Genomic DNA, 15,177 nt, shown 5'->3' with positions numbered 1-15,177 from the left:
TTTTAGCTCTTAGCCAGAGAGATGTCAGTCAGTTATCATCGGTTATAGAGGGCTTTAATAAGCTATTTAAAGGATGAAAGAAGATGTTTGTTTCAAGCGCTTATGCACAGAACACTGAAACGTCGATAGAACATATTAAAAAGGTGGCAGAGCATGCAAATCGTGTGTTTCCGCCTTTTGATTTTGTGCATTTTGGTTCGCATTTTTTCTGGTTGGCAATTTCTTTCGGTCTTTTTTATCTTTTTATCTCTCGTGTAATTGTACCACGTATTGGTGGTGTTATTGAAACACGGCGAGATCGAATCGCATCTGATTTAGATCAGGCAATGCGCATGAAGCAGGAAGCAGACATTGTCGTTGAAACTTATGAGCGGAAATTAGCAGAAGCGCGTTTGAATGCGCAGGCTATAGCGCAGGTAGCTAGTGAAGAATTAAAAGAAAAGGCAGAGCTTGAACGGAAAGAAATTGAAGAGAGTTTAGAGAAAAAACTCGCAGATGCTGAAAAACAGATAGCAAAAATTCGGGATAAAGCGATGCAAAATGTTGGTTCTATCGCTGAAGAAGTAGCTCTTGAAATTGTGAAAAAATTGATTGACGTTGATATTAGCAAAGAGGCTGTTCGTTCAGTTGTTAAAACTGCGGATTATTGAGGAAGACAAAGATGACTGATACTTTTTGGGCATTTGTTGGGTTAGTTCTTTTTTTGGCTCTTTTAGTCTATTTCCAAATTCCACAAAGGGTTATACACCATCTTGATGCGCGTGCAAAGCGTATCAAAGATGAACTGGATGAGGCTCTGCGTCTTCGTGAAGAGGCACAGGAAATATTAGCTGAATATCAACGCAAACATGCAGAAGCAGAAAAAGATGCGCAAGAAATTGTTGCAGCAGCAAAGCATGAAGTTGAATCTATTATTGCTGAGTCCCGTGCAAAAGCAGAAGAATATGTAAAAAACCGCAATAAATTGGCAGAACAAAAAATCGCTCAAGCAGAAGCAGATGCAATACGCATGGTTTCTTCATCGGCTATTGATTTGGCAATTTCTACAGCACGTACCCTTATTGCAAGGGAAATAGATTCTAACAAGGCAGATGAACTTATTAAAGAGTCTCTTGAGAAAGAATCGTTTATCAAAATGAAAACATATCTTAATTAATGATATTTGAGAGATAAAGAACACTCTCTTTGGTTGCATAATTTTCTCAGTATTAATTAATAAAAGTCATAAAAAAGAAAAATTTATCTTCATTGTTTTTACCAGTTAATAGGCTCTTTGATTTTAAAGGACAAGTTTTGAGAAGTTTGCAACCGATTGTGTAACAATGTGAGTGCGTTTGAGAAGAGCAAGACGGTTAGCACGAACATCAGGTTTTTTATCATTCACCAATACGTTTTCAAAAAATATATCAATCAATTTTCCAAGTGGCGCTAGCACACTGAGTGCAAATGATAAATTTGTTGCATTGATGGGAGCAAGAACCTTTCTTTCTACTTCACAGATTGCATGATAGAGCTGCTTTTCTTCTTTCTCGATAAAGAGCTCAGGATTAATTTCATTCGCTATTGTTGTGCTTTTTTGAAATTCATTTTCAAGAATATTGGCAGTACGTTTTACAGAGGCTACAAAGTTCATTCCATCATGGGTATTGATAAAAGCGATAAGCGATTCGACACGACGTGCAACCAATAAAAAATCATCAGAATCTTTATTTAAAACAGCTTCAAGGGCATCGTAACGAGCGCCTTCCTCTTTTAGATAGATTTTCAAACGGTCATGAAAAAAGAATAACAGATCTGATAAAATATATTCTGTTTTTTCTGGAAGCAGATTCTGCAATTGTGAATTTTCTCTTTGAGAGATTTCATGTTTATTTTTTTGTTGTAAGAAAAGATTCGTTGCTAACTGAAACAGTGGCATAAGATTGATTTTCCAATCTCGCGAAAGTACAAGTCTAATAATTCCCAATGCTGCTCGTCTTAACGCATAGGGATCTTTTGAGCCCGTTGGTTTTTCATTAATGAGCCAAAAGCCAACGAGCATGTCAATTTTGTCGGCGAGCATAACGGTTATAGCAAGTGGTTCTTGTGGAAGACGATCTGTTGGACCTTGAGGTTTATAATGGTCTTCGATTGCTACAGCTACGCGAGGATTTTCCCCTTGAAGAAGGGCGTATTTTTTCCCCATAACACCTTGTAGTTCAGGAAATTCTCCGACAATTTCTGTTTGCAAATCAGCTTTTGCAAGGATGGCTGCACGTTTTGCTAAAAGAGGATCTGTTTGTATCAAAGGGGCAATTTCTTGTGCGAGTGTAGCAATGCGTTCTACCCTTGCACCTTGCGTACCCAATTTAGCATGAAAAGTTACATTCAAATGATCAAGTCGCGCCATTCTTTGATCGAGAGGTTTTTTTATATCAAGTTCAAATTTTTTTATAGAAGATTCCAATTGTTGAAGATCAGGCAAATCACGCTGATCAGTTTGCCAAAAATGAAGTGCATCGGAAAGACGGGCACGGACAACCTTACTATTTCCTTTCGAAATTTCTTTGCCTTCATCATTTGCAAGAATATTAGAAACGAGAATAAAATGATGAGAAAGTTTTACGTTTTCTCCTTGTTTACGGGTGACAAAACATTTTTGATTGGCTCGAATGGTCAAGCGAATAATTTCTGGAGGAATATCAAGGAATGATTTTTCAAAATCACCCATCAGGATAACAGGCCATTCAACAAGAGCAGCAACTTCTTCTAGGAGAGGATTATCTTGAACCAGTTCTAAACCGTTTGCAAAGCAGAGATTTTGGGCATCAGCTAAAATAATATTCTTTCGTCTCTCGGCATCCAGAATGACTTTATGAGTTTCAAGTTGAGTAACATAATCATCAAAGCGGCGCACTTGAAATGGCTTTCCATCACTTAAGAAACGATGACCATAAGTTAAATTATTGCTTTTAAGAGAACCAATTGTAAATGGAATAACATGTGTTTCACCAATTTCTGGTCCGAAAATACAAAGAATGTTTTGTAAAGGTCGAATCCACTTCAAAGTACCACTTTGTGCTGAATCTTTTCCCCAACGCATAGATTTCGGCCACGGAAAGTTGCGGATAATATCCGGTAAAATATCGGCAATAATTTCTTCTGCTGCTCGACCTTTTTTAACAATTTTAGCAATATAAAAATGACCTTTTTTATCATCATGTCCAATATGCGCTTCAGAAATATCGTTTAATCCTGTTGCACGTAGAAAACCATCAATTACATGCTGTGGTGATTTTATACTGGGACCTTTGCGTTCTTCATGGATATCTTTTGAGCGTGTGGAAAGTCCGCGTATGTCCAATGTTAGCCGACGAGGTGTCCAATATTCACGAGCAGCTTCATAGATCAATCCAGCATTCACAAGTTGATCTGTAACAGATTTTTTAAGATCAGCAGCAGCTTTTCGTTGCATACGTGCGGGGATTTCTTCACTGAAAAGTTCAAGAAGAAGATCAGACATTAGGCTTCTCCAGTGTATATTTGTCCAGCTTCTGTGAGTAAGAAGGCTTCCCCACAACGGCGCGCGAGATTACGAACGCGAAGAATGTAATTTTGTCGTTCGGTTACAGAAATAACGCCACGTGCTTGCAAAAGGTTAAAGATATGGCTCGCTTTAATACATTGATCATAGGCAGGAAAAACACAGCGATGGAATACATTTTCTTTATTTGGTTTTCCAGCATCAAGAAGTGCGCTGCATTCGCGTTCTGCATCGATAAAGTGCTGATGGAGCAGTTTTGTATCAGCAAATTCAAAATTATAATATGAGTATTCCTGTTCTGCCTGTAAAAAAATATCTCTATAACTTATTTTGTTGTCTCCCTCCAAACCATTAAAGTTAAGGTCATAGACGTTATCAACCCCTTGGATATACATCGCTAGACGCTCAAGACCGTATGTGAGTTCCCCTGAAACTGGAGCGCATTCAATGCCGCACACTTGTTGAAAATAAGTAAACTGAGAGACTTCCATTCCATCGCACCAGCATTCCCATCCGAGCCCCCAAGCACCAAGAGTGGGACTTTCCCAATCATCTTCAACAAAGCGAATATCATGCAGTTTTGTATCAAGCCCGATAGCTTGTAGCGACTTTATATAAAGTTCTTGTAGATTGAGCGGAGAGGGTTTGAGAAGCACTTGGAATTGATAATAGTGTTGTAAACGATTTGGATTCTTACCATATCGGCCATCTGTTGGACGTCGAGAGGGTTGGACATAAGCAACTTTCCAAGGGCGTGGACCTAGAGAGCGTAATGTTGTTGCTGGATGAAAAGTCCCAGCTCCGACTTCCATATCGTAAGGTTGCAAAATTGCACATCCATAGTGTGCCCAATAATTTTGCAAAGTTAAGATTAGTCCCTGAAAAGAACGTTTGGGGTTAAGATGTTCAGGCAGTTTCACGCTTTATACTCTTTATATTGGACTAAACAAAAAACCAAAGTAATTTTAGTTTCTCTATTTATTATTTCATGTGGTTTATGGTTAAGCATCATTTATTGCAAACCAAATTTCAACTTTTCTTGAATTTGTTCAGAATTTTCTGGTTTTCCGTCAATTGCGTGGTTCCATTGAAAGATTGCTTCACGTTTACGTCCAACTTTCCAATAGGCATCCCCTAAATGATCATTCAGTGTTGGGTCCTCAGGTTGTAATCTGACAGCATTTTCTAATATTTGCACTGCTTTATTATATTCTTTTAGTTTATAATAAGCCCATCCTAAAGAATCGAGAATATGACTGTTGTGAGCTTGCAAAGCAGAAGCTTTTTGCAGCATACGGAGCGATTCTTCAAGCTTCTCACCACGTTCCACAAGGGAATAGGCTAAATAATTAAGAACTTGCGGTTGGTTTGGGAAAAATTCAAGTGATTTTCGCAAGTCAATTTCTGCTTTTGGCCATTGCTTTAAACGTTCAAAAGCAATACCACGTTGATAAAAGAGTTTCCAATCGTCCTGCTGAAAGTTTTTTATCTTTGTAATAGCGTAGTCTAGAGTTTTAATGGCCTCAAGAAATTTATTGTCCTGCATATAAAAAGCAACGAGCGTTATCAAAATATTACGATCATTGGGAAATTTTTTATTTAACAATGTGAGTAATTTTATTGCTTCTTTGTAATTGTTGTTATTGGCAAGAAGGAATGCAAGATGAAGTTGTCCATCTTTATAATAAGGAGATTTAGGGGATAAAGCGCGATAAAGTTTAATTGCTTGATGTGGATCGTTCAATTTAGCAGAAATGTGTGCGAGCTGAAACAGTGTTGCGTCATTTTGAGGGTATAATGCGAAAGATAATTGCTTAAAAATACGTGCAATTCGCCCTGAGTTTTTGTAGTTGAGGGCTGTTCCAAAATTATATAATACCTCGGCTGCTCCTTGTTGAGGTGTTTTAATAACTCTCTCTAAGAAAGCATTTTTTTCAATTTTTTCTCGAAAGTTTTTAAGGACTTCGCGACCTGACAACATTTGTTCGCCATGCTGGATTGTTTGAAGAGCTTGGTTGCGCATACTATGGCGCAATTGGAATGAGGCATAGGCTATGATAATACGCTCATAAGTATTAGGAGCGATAAGAGTTCCCTGTTTGTTACTCAGTGCTTTAATGAAATATTTTTTTGCATCCTTTGGCCGTTCTGCAAGGTCGCTCATAAGTGCTAGATGATAAGATATAAAAAGGTCATACCAGACAGGACCTTTGAGTTTCTTAAGATCAGCGATTGCTTGAGATTTTTGTCCAGATCCAAATGTAATCCAAGCGCCGATGAGTTCAGGTATTGGATTATTGGACGTAGGAAGTTCTTTTAATTGGAGAAGAGTCTTGGCATTCTTATAGTCTTTTTTGATGAGACTTTCTACTGACAAAGTTAAGGAAACAAAGGGAGTTATAACATCGTTCTCTTTGAGTTTTTGGGCTTGTTGGACAGCTTCTTTAAAGTTTCCGACCGAGAGCATAGCTTCAAGGAGCTCTTTTTGTGTTTCAATGTTATCAGGTTGATAAACCAGTGCTTGTTTAAAATAATTGATAGCAAGTTCTGTTTTATTTTCATGATTTGCAACCCTTCCAGCTAAATAAGCACCTGTAAATGAGCTTGTATGAGTTGCTGCACTTATTTTACTGTAGGTGGGGGATGGCATCAGCATGATACCCACGATAAAAAGGGCAAAAAGTCGAGATACCGTTGCAGAGCACATGGAGCTAATCCTTTTCAAGATAATCAATTGATGGTGTTGTTTATAAATCATATCTCATTACTTTGTTGAGAAATACTGCGATTCTTGCAAAGAATTCAGTTTACGCGTGAAATACAAAATTCAACAGTCTCAACGAGAGCATTGTAAGCAAGATTTTCATTCATGGGAACAAGAGCATCAATTGCATATTTTCCATAGATGCGTGCTTGTTCTATTGTATCTATGATACTATCATACTTTTCCATTAAGTGTTGCGCGTGTGCAAAGGATTCATCATTATTATTGCCATCTTCAAGCGCTTTTTTCCAGAAATCTTTTTCTGCCATATTCCCACGCTCATATGCGAGAATAACAGGCATTGTGATTTTTCCTTCTCTAAAATCATCCCCTATATTTTTTCCTAAGTTTTGAGCACTACCGCTATAGTCAAGTGCATCATCAATTAATTGGAAAGCTAAACCTAAGGATGTTCCATATTCACGTAATGAAGAACGCTCGTTATTTCCATAGCCAGCAATAATGGGTCCTACTTCAGCGGCTGCTGAAAAAAGTGCTGCTGTTTTTGCATTGATGATTTTGAGATATTCTGAAGGGCTGGTTTTTATATTTTTTGCGGCAGAAAGTTGCATAACTTCTCCTTCAGCAATAATTGCAGCAGCGTTGGCTAGGACAGAGAGCGCTTCTATGGAACCGACATCGACCATCATTTTAAAGGCCTGGCCCAATAGGAAATCACCAACAAGTACACTTGCTTGATTCCCCCAAATCATCCGTGCTGTAGATTTTCCACGTCGTAAATTACTTTCGTCAATCACATCATCGTGTAGTAATGTTGCTGTATGCATAAATTCAACAGCTGTTGCGAGTTTTATATGCCCGTCACTTTGATAACCGAACATATGAGCAGAAGCGAGCGTAATCATTGGGCGTAATCGCTTTCCACCTGATGAAATAAGATGGTTAGAAATTTCAGGGATCATCTCAACCTCTGATTTTGCCATAGAGAGAATAAATTGATTTACGCAATCCATATCTTTTTGAGTAAGATTGACAAGAGATTGAAGAGAAATTTGATTATTTCTTATTTGTTTTAGTTTGATAGCTGCACTCAATGTGTTTACTCCTAGAGTATTGCAATGGACATATATAAAAATTACTTTATTCATTAGCATAAAGGGGGTTTGGTTTTGACTCAAGCTTTTGATGTCGTTTAAAAGTGTTAGCTTGGAATGTTATTGGCAAGAAATGTTCTTTAGCGAGTGTAATCTTATTGTTATGAAATAATAAAAAATTTAAAATAGCAGCTGAATGGCAAAAATGCAGTTTATAAAGATGAACATTAGGCTTTTAAATGAATAAAGCAGCGAATCAAATTGGTGAAACAATTGACAGTTTTCACCGCGGAAAATTTTATTTGGTTCAACCCCATAAATATGGTCATCGTTCTGGAATGGATGCGATGTTATTAGCTAGTTTGGTTCCAAGTGATTTAAAGGGCAAGGTTGTTGATTTAGGGGCAGGTGCTGGAGCTGCAGGGTTGGCTGTTGCTTCGCGTTGTCTGAAAGTTCATGTTACCTTAGTTGAACGTTCAGCTTTTATGGTATCTTACGCTCAAAAAACGCTTATGCTAAAACAAAACAAACAATTTGCTAGCCGAATTTGTTTGCTAGAAGCAGATGTTACCTTCAAAGGGAATGCCCGTATAAGAGCAGGTTTGATAGATAATAGCTTTGATTTTGCGATTATGAATCCACCTTTTAATAATCCCACCGATCGTAAGACACCTGATAAACAAAAATCTGAAGCACATGTTATGTCTGAAGCGATGTTTGATAACTGGTTGCGGAGTGCAGCAGCCATTGTTAAGCCAGGTGGATACTTAGGGCTCATTGCGCGTCCACAATCGCTGACAGATATCTTGCGTGCTTTAGAAGGGCGTTTTGGTGGTATTTGTATAATTCCTGTGCATGCACGTGCGAAAACAGCAGCAATTCGTCTTTTATTTTACGCAAAACGAGGAAGCAGAGCAGCCTTATCTGTTTTGCCGGCATTGGTTATACATGAAGGTAATGACCATACTTTTTCACCACGGGTTGATGCAATTAATAATGGATATATAAGCTTGTGGGAACTTTTCTAATAGTATCTTGTGTTTTTTAGTTTATTATTTAGAGTCCAAACTTTGTTATTAGGGAGGTTTGACTTTGGGTGAAGTTATATTTCTGCTTGTAATGTGGGGATTGATTGGCGCTTTTGGATATTATCGCGTTCTTCCTTTTTGTTGTCCTTTCCTATTTAATTGTTCTTAATTTATAAGGAGATTTTGTTTTGATGGATTTTATTAAAAGTTTTATTCCACGCCGTTTTTCTTCCGATAAACTTGAAATTCCTGTGGTGCGCCTTCAAGGAGCAATTATGGATTCATCAGCGTCTATATCTCGTACTCTTTCCCTCAGTAGGTGTGCAAATCTTTTAGAGAAGGCTTTCGGACACAAAAAGTCACCGGCTGTTGCACTTATTATTAATTCTCCTGGTGGTTCACCTGTACAGTCGCGTTTTATCTTCAAGCGTATTCGTGATTTGGCAGAAGAAAAAAATAAAAAGGTTCTTGTGTTTATTGAAGATATTGCAGCATCCGGTGGTTATATGATTGCTTGTGCGGGGGATGAAATTTTTGCAGATCCTTCTTCAATTGTTGGTTCCATTGGAGTGGTTTCAGCTTCCTTTGGTTTTCCGGAACTTTTGAAAAAAATTGGTATCGAACGGCGTGTCTACACAGCAGGAAAGAACAAAGTTACATTAGATCCATTTCAGCCAGAAAAAAAGGCGGATATTGAGCATTTGAAATCTCTCCAACTTGAAGTGCATCAAACTTTTATCGATTTAGTTAAAGAACGGCGTGCTGAAAAATTATCAGATGATTCGAATCTCTTTACAGGAATGTTTTGGAGTGGAAAACAAAGCGTTGAGCTTGGTCTTGTTGATGGATTGAATGATGTACGTTCTGTTATTAAAGAGCGCTTTGGTAATGATGCAAAACTTCGACTTATTACGCCTCCAAAAAGTTTTTTAGGACCTAAAACGCCTTCAGGAGTGACGGCACATACGGTTTATACAGTCATTGATAGTGCATTGATGGCAGCAGAAGAGCGAGCACTTTGGCAGCGTTATGGTTTGTGATGGAAAGGATCATTCAAGCCAGAGAGATTTTTATCTAAAAACAGATGCTAGAAGAAAAAAGGCTTGAAATGATACGAATGAGAACATGTCGTTTGTTTTGTATGAGAACTCTTTATATTTATTGTTTTTTAGAAAACGATTAAGAATATTCCAAGCTGTTTATAGTGCTAGTGCTAAAAGTGTGGATAAAAGGGGGGAATTTGTAAAAGAACCCTATACAGGTTAATATTACGTCATATGATGCCAAATGTACAAGCTTCGTTCCAAAGACATTCCTATTTATTTACACCTATTAAATTGAATTTAGCTCTACATGTTGTGGGGCAACGTGCGGATGGGTATCATTTAATAGAAAGTTTGGTTTATTTTAGTCTTAGCGGTGATTGTCTACACTATGCACCTTGTGAAAATAATCAGTTTGTTTTGACGGGGCCGTTTGCAAAAGGACTTGTTTCTCATTTAGACAATTTGGTTATTCGCGCACGGGACTTTATGCATAAGACTTTTCCGGAATGTGCTCAACCTGCTTTTTTTCGGCTTGTAAAAACATTACCTGTTGCTTCAGGCATTGGTGGCGGCTCAGGTGATGCAGCTGGGGTTATCAGCATGTTGCGTCAACAGTGGAATCTTGATTGCCCTTACGAAGAATTAGCAAAAAAGAGCTTAGTTCTTGGTGCTGATGTTCCCATGTGCCTTTGTGCATTAGAATATCAGCAGCCGCTTTTGGTCAAAGGAATTGGTCAAGAGATGATACAAATAAAAGGAGCCTGTTCTCTTGCAATAGTATTGGTTAATCATGGACAAGAGATTTCAACACCAACTGTTTTTAAAGCGTTAGAGAAGCGTCATAATCCTTCTTTAAAAATTAATACAGACGCTTTAAAAAGTGTTGATTCATTGGTTAAAGCTTTACAAGAAACGCGTAATGATCTTTTTTCTCCTGCATTAAAAATAGCACCTCAGTTAGCTGAAGTGTTATCTATATTAGATGAATGTGGGGCTCTTTTTTCCCGTATGTCTGGAACGGGAGCAACTTGCTTTGGCATTTTTAAAAATAAACAAACGGCGCAACAAGCAGCTCTTTTTATCAAATCAATGCACCCAAATTGGTTTGTAAAACCTATCATGACTTTAGGAAATATTTGATAAATAAATATAAAAGCTTTTATTTCATCATGATTTTATTATACATAATGAAAGAGGGGAACCAAAGAAATGTGTTTTTTATCTTTTGTGTAAGAGTTCGCAGAATATTTGAAGAGCCATTTAAAACTGTAATGCTTGCAAAAAATGATCAGGCTACAGAAATAGATGTATGTTTGTTGTATGTGTGATTTATCAAAGATGTTTAATTTGCCGCTTCAACCAAATTTTTCGTGCGAATTGGATTTGCAAAAACAGGGTTTTTTTCATATAGCAGGTGTTGATGAAGTAGGACGGGGGCCTCTCGCGGGACCTGTGGTAACAGCAGCCGTTATCTTGGATAGAGATCGTATTCCTAATGGGTTAAATGATTCAAAAAAACTTTCTTTTTTCCAACGAAATAGACTTTATCATGAAATTTTGCAAAGTGCATTAGCGGTTTCAGTCGCCAGTCTTTGTGCTCGTACAATTGATCAATCTAATATTAGAAAAGCAACTTTAGAAGCAATGCGTCGCTGTATTATAGGATTAGCCATTCCAGCCCACTATGTCCTTGTTGATGGGCGTGATATTCCTTCTGAGTTGTCTTGTCCTGCAATGGCGTTGATTAAGGGCGATCAGCGTTCAGTTTCAATTGCAGCCGCATCTATTATTGCGAAAGTAACGCGTGATCGGATGATGGAATGTGCAGGACAAGTTTATAAAGGGTATGGTTTAGAGAAGCATGTAGGTTATGCAACGCTAGCGCATCGTACAGCTCTTGATAAATATGGACCAGTTATAGGGTTACATCGTTATAGTTTTGCACCACTAAAAGAGTGTAAAAAAGGTAATTAAAATCAGTGACTTATTACAAGAGTAAGGGGTTTTATAATCATTGATTCTATTATGTTTTTTGAGTGTCTATCCCTAACCTTTTTGAAGCTTTTTTATCACTTATTCCTATCTATTTTTTCCAGATATAGAATCAGATATTTCTAACATGGGCTTAACTCTTATTTGTTATTAACCGTATAGCGATGATATACGACAAGGGGCGGTAATGGCAATTGTGAGTTTTAAACATAAGGGCTTAAAATTATTTTGTACAACAGGTTCCACAAAAGCTATTTGACCAGATCATGTAAAAAAATTCGCGTTATCTTAACGGCTTTAACAAGTGCTACTACGCTTGAAATGTTGAGAGAGCCTGCCTTTAAAATGCACCATCTTAAAGGTGAACTTATAGAGTACTGTTCTATATGGGTGAATGGAAATTGGCGTGCTACTTTTCGCTTTATAGGAACAGATGTGGAGCTTGTTGATTATCAAGATTACCATTGATGAAAGGAATGAAAAAAAATGATGCACAACCCCGCACATCCGGGTAAAGTTCTGAAAGTAGCTTTCTTAGAAGAAATGGGGATAACAATACAAAAATTAGCTGATCATGTCCATATGACAAGAGCTTCTTTATCAAGAGTGATTAACGGACATGCTTCTATAAGTACCGAGCTTGCTGTTAAATTAGAATTAGCTGGTTTTAGTAAAGCAAAATTTTGGTTGGATATGCAAACAAACTATAATTTATGGCAAACAATGCAACAGGCACAACCACCTATTTCTCCTCTGGTTTCTGATACATCTCAAACGCCGCTTTGATTTCGTTAATAATTTTGATAGCAATTTAGTTTGTTAAGCGGTGCTTTGTGAGGCTAACTTTTTTGGAGCTTTTTGATTGCTTCAAGGGAAAGTTTTTACGGTCTGCACTCTTTGTATAAAGGGATGCCATTTTATCTTCGGTTCAACCAAAAAGCGCTTTCATTTGTGAAACCGTAGCACCAGCATTGGCAGTATGTTTTGCTGCTAATTTTGCAATCCGTGCGCTGATTTTTTAATACCCGCCGCATTACATGCTTCACGAAAGAGGTTGCCAAAACTTTCTTTGATAAGCTTATTTCCATCTTTACCACAAATGAATGTTTCATCACCTAAGGGACCAATTTTAAGGGTTGCCTCTAGTTCTGGTAAAACAAGCCCGTATAAAGAAGAAGGTCAATCCAGACGCGTTCATGTGTACCATGTGACCAACGGTGATAATATTTGTCTATGTCCTATTCTAGCCAAGGCAGTAATCCCTCGTTGTTAAGAGATTTTGGTGCTTTTATATTAAAGGCAGGATTTTTATTTAAAAGGGCATTATCAACCGCCCAATTAAAGAGACCGTTTAAAGAGGTCAAAAAATGTTTTGCTGCTGCGAGAGTATGTCGCCTTCTGTCTACGGCGTCAAGGATATGGTGTCTTTCTATACTTTTATATGCACGATCAGCAATATGTTTAGAAACATTATTCAGAATTCGATATTTAACTTTTTGAGTAGATTCTGATTGATTATGCCATTGCATGCTTTGTAAATACTGATGCAATAACCAATCGAAAGAGCCTTTTGTAAGTCTGGTTATTTTCTTGATTTGCGTACAATCCACCCGTAGCGTGAATCATGCATTACTTAAAAGTTGTTAGGAATGGGGAGAGGGCTAGAGGTTGTAAATGCCCCCCATATGTAAAAAGTTTGTAAGTTTATTTTTTAAATGTGCTTAATTTCATATTTCCAATCAGGCAATTGAGTAAGAGCTAATGCGAGTTGTCCTCTATGACACATGCATACATTGGCTTCAAAACAGGTGATTGCAACGCGCTTTTTGTTTAAAAAAATTTGATATAATTTGTTTATTGCACAAGAATTATTCTTGAGAGTTGTATTTTGATAATCTTCAAAAAGGCGGTCATAATCTTTTTGTGTTTTCAAATTTCTTCGTTTTTCAGAAGCAATTCCAAGTTCAGGCATATGCATATATTCAATATCAATGTTGCTTACAGCTTTCTCTAATTGTCTTTTCGAAAATCCGAGGTTTCTACTTATTGAATTTTTACGAACATCACACAAAAGTTTAATATTATTTTTGATCAGTTGATTGAGATAGTCCTCAGAGGATTTTCTTTCATAGCCAATGGTAAAAAAATAAAGCTCTCATCTTTAGCAGGCTGTATGATGATATTTTTGATGTTACACACATTTAATTTCCTTAGTAAATGGGTGGGGGCTCCATGAGCGCCTCTTTCAAAAAGGATAAATCCTCTAGCGATTATCATAGTGTTGTGGAGCAATCAGGCATCAAAGCGGGTGATGGCGGCTTTAATATCATTGTTAAAAACAAAACGACCCTAACGGGAGGTATCATTGTCAGCAGCGCACCGGCAGACAAAAACAACTTGATCACAGGAAGCATAAGCACCAGTGATATAACCAACAGTGCACATGCTCAAGCTAGCAGCCAAGGGTTTAGCATTTCTGGGAATGACACGATAAAAAACATTGCCAAAAATGCTTTAAGTCACGGCAAAGCCCATAATGGAGCGGAAGGATATACAAATCCTCTATCGGCGGTGCACCATCATCCTCACTGATACAACTGGACAGAGGGCGATGGGGCAAGATGCTGGACAAATCATTGGCTCTCTCTCAACCACAACACCGCAGCAGTCCACCAGGGCTGTCGCACCGATAGATGCCATATTGCTTGAGGGCATCGTTCATAATCGCTTAGACATGATCAATGATTTATCGGATGAAGGTCTTGGATACTGGGACAAAGTGCGTGAAATGACAAATGTCAAAGAGCATCCAGTAGGTGAGGTTGAGCATGATGAAAATGGCAATGTCCTCTATTTAACTGATGAAAATGGAGAACCTATATAAAGACAGTGATGGAGAATATATTACTCTGTATCACTTTTTAAAAGCTGAAGATGAGCAGCAAGCATTTACAAGTTGGTTCTGATGGCAACAGGCGTATGTTCTAAAATGGCATTTTTAACACATCCGATGATGCAGCGTGTTATGCTGTCCAATTTGCTGACAATGATCATGGTCCCCTTTATTTTACATACTTCCCACAAGCTAAAGACTGGGAAGTGGAAATAGGGATAGCGATTTTTCAGAAGCTTCTGGAAAGTAAACTTTTTTTGATTGACCAATTCAACCAAGAAATTTCAGGATACAATGTATCTTTATGGCAATACAGGATTGCATATTGATGCCCATAGTTGTGGCAGTTTGACAGGCTTTAATATGCTGAATTCTTTCAAACAAGAAGGTATGCACGGGATAGCCGACAACACGAATATCAATTTCTATAGACCAGCCTTTAATGTTTTAGTTGCATCTGGTCTGTTAGGTTATGTGAGTGATGGCAAACAAACTACTATTGGCTTTGATGGGAATAGATATGACTTTGTAAGCAGAATTATTGGTGTATACCTACGAGACAATACCTGCTGGTAGTAACGTTTGGAAAGAATGATTGAGAGTGGCTACAAATCCCATAAGTTCCCATACCTGTCTTGGAGATGCGGGCCAAGCATGTCGGTATGTTTACGGCTCATCCAATCGAGTACAAGTCCCTTTAAGGAGGAACAAATGAAAAAAACTCTAAAATTATTAAGCGCTGTAACTTTGTTCAGTATAGCCGGATGTCAATTTAACAAACCTCCTCTAGGAGAGGTGACAGCGTGGAAGAAACCAGGAGCAGATTTTACAGAGGTAGGAAAAGCCTTGTTAGAATGTGGAATGCCAACACCTTAT

Annotated in this window: 15 protein-coding genes and 2 pseudogenes; 11 read left to right on the top strand and 6 right to left on the bottom strand. The window is 37.8% G+C overall.

Annotated elements, in window-relative coordinates:
* The first annotated feature begins 83 nt into the window (after window positions 1–83).
* Complete coding sequence (locus ACFIK0_RS06865) at window positions 84–650, top strand: F0F1 ATP synthase subunit B (RefSeq protein ID WP_273790398.1); 567 nt, start codon at window positions 84–86, stop codon at window positions 648–650.
* 11 nt (window positions 651–661) lie between these two features.
* A complete protein-coding gene (locus ACFIK0_RS06860) occupies window positions 662–1,156 on the top strand; it encodes a F0F1 ATP synthase subunit B (RefSeq protein ID WP_375663699.1) in 495 nt (164 codons plus the stop codon).
* Window positions 1,157–1,279: 123 nt separating this feature from the next.
* On the opposite strand, the gene glyS is transcribed toward ACFIK0_RS06860, so the two are convergent.
* The 4 genes from glyS to ACFIK0_RS06840 all read right to left on the bottom strand — a co-directional run bounded on the left by glyS (window position 1,280) and on the right by ACFIK0_RS06840 (window position 7,402).
* On the bottom strand, window positions 1,280–3,502 hold the full coding sequence (glyS, locus tag ACFIK0_RS06855) for a glycine--tRNA ligase subunit beta (RefSeq protein WP_375663698.1): 2,223 nt from the start codon (window positions 3,500–3,502) through the stop codon (window positions 1,280–1,282).
* A complete protein-coding gene (locus ACFIK0_RS06850) occupies window positions 3,502–4,443 on the bottom strand; it encodes a glycine--tRNA ligase subunit alpha (protein WP_375631019.1) in 942 nt (313 codons plus the stop codon). The genes glyS and ACFIK0_RS06850 overlap by 1 nt, the downstream gene beginning before the upstream one ends.
* 92 nt (window positions 4,444–4,535) lie before the next feature.
* Window positions 4,536–6,230: a tetratricopeptide repeat protein gene (locus ACFIK0_RS06845; RefSeq protein ID WP_273790402.1), complete on the bottom strand. Its 1,695-nt coding sequence runs from the start codon at window positions 6,228–6,230 to the stop codon at window positions 4,536–4,538.
* Between the two features lie 95 nt (window positions 6,231–6,325).
* A complete protein-coding gene (locus tag ACFIK0_RS06840; RefSeq protein ID WP_375643346.1) occupies window positions 6,326–7,402 on the bottom strand; it encodes a polyprenyl synthetase family protein in 1,077 nt (358 codons plus the stop codon).
* A 179-nt stretch (window positions 7,403–7,581) separates the two neighbouring features.
* Between ACFIK0_RS06840 and ACFIK0_RS06835 the strand changes: the two genes are divergently transcribed.
* The 6 genes and pseudogenes from ACFIK0_RS06835 to ACFIK0_RS06810 all read left to right on the top strand — a co-directional run bounded on the left by ACFIK0_RS06835 (window position 7,582) and on the right by ACFIK0_RS06810 (window position 12,194).
* A complete protein-coding gene (locus tag ACFIK0_RS06835) occupies window positions 7,582–8,370 on the top strand; it encodes a tRNA1(Val) (adenine(37)-N6)-methyltransferase (RefSeq protein ID WP_375631021.1) in 789 nt (262 codons plus the stop codon).
* A 191-nt stretch (window positions 8,371–8,561) separates the two neighbouring features.
* A complete protein-coding gene (locus ACFIK0_RS06830; RefSeq protein WP_273790405.1) occupies window positions 8,562–9,410 on the top strand; it encodes a S49 family peptidase in 849 nt (282 codons plus the stop codon).
* A gap of 237 nt (window positions 9,411–9,647) precedes the next feature.
* Window positions 9,648–10,556 (top strand): 4-(cytidine 5'-diphospho)-2-C-methyl-D-erythritol kinase, encoded by a 909-nt coding sequence (locus ACFIK0_RS06825; RefSeq protein WP_273790406.1) that lies wholly within the window; start codon window positions 9,648–9,650, stop codon window positions 10,554–10,556.
* Between the two features lie 165 nt (window positions 10,557–10,721).
* Window positions 10,722–11,390, top strand: coding sequence for a ribonuclease HII (locus ACFIK0_RS06820; protein WP_375663697.1), 669 nt, complete (start codon window positions 10,722–10,724; stop codon window positions 11,388–11,390).
* Window positions 11,391–11,595: 205 nt separating this feature from the next.
* Window positions 11,596–11,876, top strand: a pseudogene (locus ACFIK0_RS06815) (type II toxin-antitoxin system RelE/ParE family toxin).
* 18 nt (window positions 11,877–11,894) lie between these two features.
* Window positions 11,895–12,194 carry a HigA family addiction module antitoxin gene (locus ACFIK0_RS06810; protein WP_273790446.1) on the top strand — a complete coding sequence of 100 codons (300 nt, stop codon included), beginning with the start codon at window positions 11,895–11,897 and terminating at the stop codon, window positions 12,192–12,194.
* A 53-nt stretch (window positions 12,195–12,247) separates the two neighbouring features.
* Here ACFIK0_RS06810 and ACFIK0_RS06805 read toward each other — a convergent pair.
* Window positions 12,248–13,000: pseudogene (locus ACFIK0_RS06805) on the bottom strand (phage integrase central domain-containing protein); the annotation flags it as partial.
* A gap of 119 nt (window positions 13,001–13,119) precedes the next feature.
* Entirely contained in the window at window positions 13,120–13,479 is a 360-nt protein-coding gene (locus ACFIK0_RS06800) for a DUF488 family protein (protein ID WP_375663696.1), read from the bottom strand.
* Window positions 13,480–13,640: 161 nt separating this feature from the next.
* Here ACFIK0_RS06800 and ACFIK0_RS06795 point away from each other — a divergent pair, with 161 nt between their 5' ends.
* The 3 genes from ACFIK0_RS06795 (at window position 13,641) to ACFIK0_RS06785 (ending at window position 14,877) form a co-directional block, all read left to right on the top strand.
* A complete protein-coding gene (locus tag ACFIK0_RS06795) occupies window positions 13,641–14,000 on the top strand; it encodes a hypothetical protein (protein WP_375663695.1) in 360 nt (119 codons plus the stop codon).
* Window positions 14,001–14,019: 19 nt separating this feature from the next.
* Window positions 14,020–14,292, top strand: a complete 273-nt coding sequence (locus tag ACFIK0_RS06790; RefSeq protein WP_375663694.1) for a hypothetical protein — start codon at window positions 14,020–14,022, stop codon at window positions 14,290–14,292.
* A 270-nt stretch (window positions 14,293–14,562) separates the two neighbouring features.
* The gene (locus ACFIK0_RS06785) at window positions 14,563–14,877 is read left to right on the top strand and encodes a hypothetical protein (RefSeq protein WP_375631025.1); all 315 of its coding nucleotides are present in this window, start codon (window positions 14,563–14,565) and stop codon (window positions 14,875–14,877) included.
* Window positions 14,878–15,177: the final 300 nt, after the last annotated feature.

The organism is Bartonella sp. CL63NXGY (genome assembly GCF_042194905.1).
GTDB lineage: Bacteria > Pseudomonadota > Alphaproteobacteria > Rhizobiales > Rhizobiaceae > Bartonella.
This window is presented reverse-complemented; position numbering and strand designations above follow the sequence as displayed.

What these genes read in the sequence shown, in the direction of transcription:
- ACFIK0_RS06845 (WP_273790402.1), bottom strand. Translation starts at nt 6,230, where the DNA reads ATGTGCTCTGCAACGGTATCTCGACTTTTTGCCCTTTTTATCGTGGGT.
- ACFIK0_RS06835 (WP_375631021.1), top strand. Translation starts at nt 7,582, where the DNA reads ATGAATAAAGCAGCGAATCAAATTGGTGAAACAATTGACAGTTTTCAC.
- ACFIK0_RS06830 (WP_273790405.1), top strand. Translation starts at nt 8,562, where the DNA reads ATGGATTTTATTAAAAGTTTTATTCCACGCCGTTTTTCTTCCGATAAA.
- ACFIK0_RS06825 (WP_273790406.1), top strand. Translation starts at nt 9,648, where the DNA reads ATGATGCCAAATGTACAAGCTTCGTTCCAAAGACATTCCTATTTATTT.
- ACFIK0_RS06860 (WP_375663699.1), top strand. Translation starts at nt 662, where the DNA reads ATGACTGATACTTTTTGGGCATTTGTTGGGTTAGTTCTTTTTTTGGCT.
- ACFIK0_RS06840 (WP_375643346.1), bottom strand. Translation starts at nt 7,402, where the DNA reads ATGCTAATGAATAAAGTAATTTTTATATATGTCCATTGCAATACTCTA.
- ACFIK0_RS06810 (WP_273790446.1), top strand. Translation starts at nt 11,895, where the DNA reads ATGATGCACAACCCCGCACATCCGGGTAAAGTTCTGAAAGTAGCTTTC.
- ACFIK0_RS06795 (WP_375663695.1), top strand. Translation starts at nt 13,641, where the DNA reads ATGAGCGCCTCTTTCAAAAAGGATAAATCCTCTAGCGATTATCATAGT.
- glyS (WP_375663698.1), bottom strand. Translation starts at nt 3,502, where the DNA reads ATGTCTGATCTTCTTCTTGAACTTTTCAGTGAAGAAATCCCCGCACGT.
- ACFIK0_RS06820 (WP_375663697.1), top strand. Translation starts at nt 10,722, where the DNA reads ATGTATGTTTGTTGTATGTGTGATTTATCAAAGATGTTTAATTTGCCG.
- ACFIK0_RS06790 (WP_375663694.1), top strand. Translation starts at nt 14,020, where the DNA reads ATGGGGCAAGATGCTGGACAAATCATTGGCTCTCTCTCAACCACAACA.
- ACFIK0_RS06865 (WP_273790398.1), top strand. Translation starts at nt 84, where the DNA reads ATGTTTGTTTCAAGCGCTTATGCACAGAACACTGAAACGTCGATAGAA.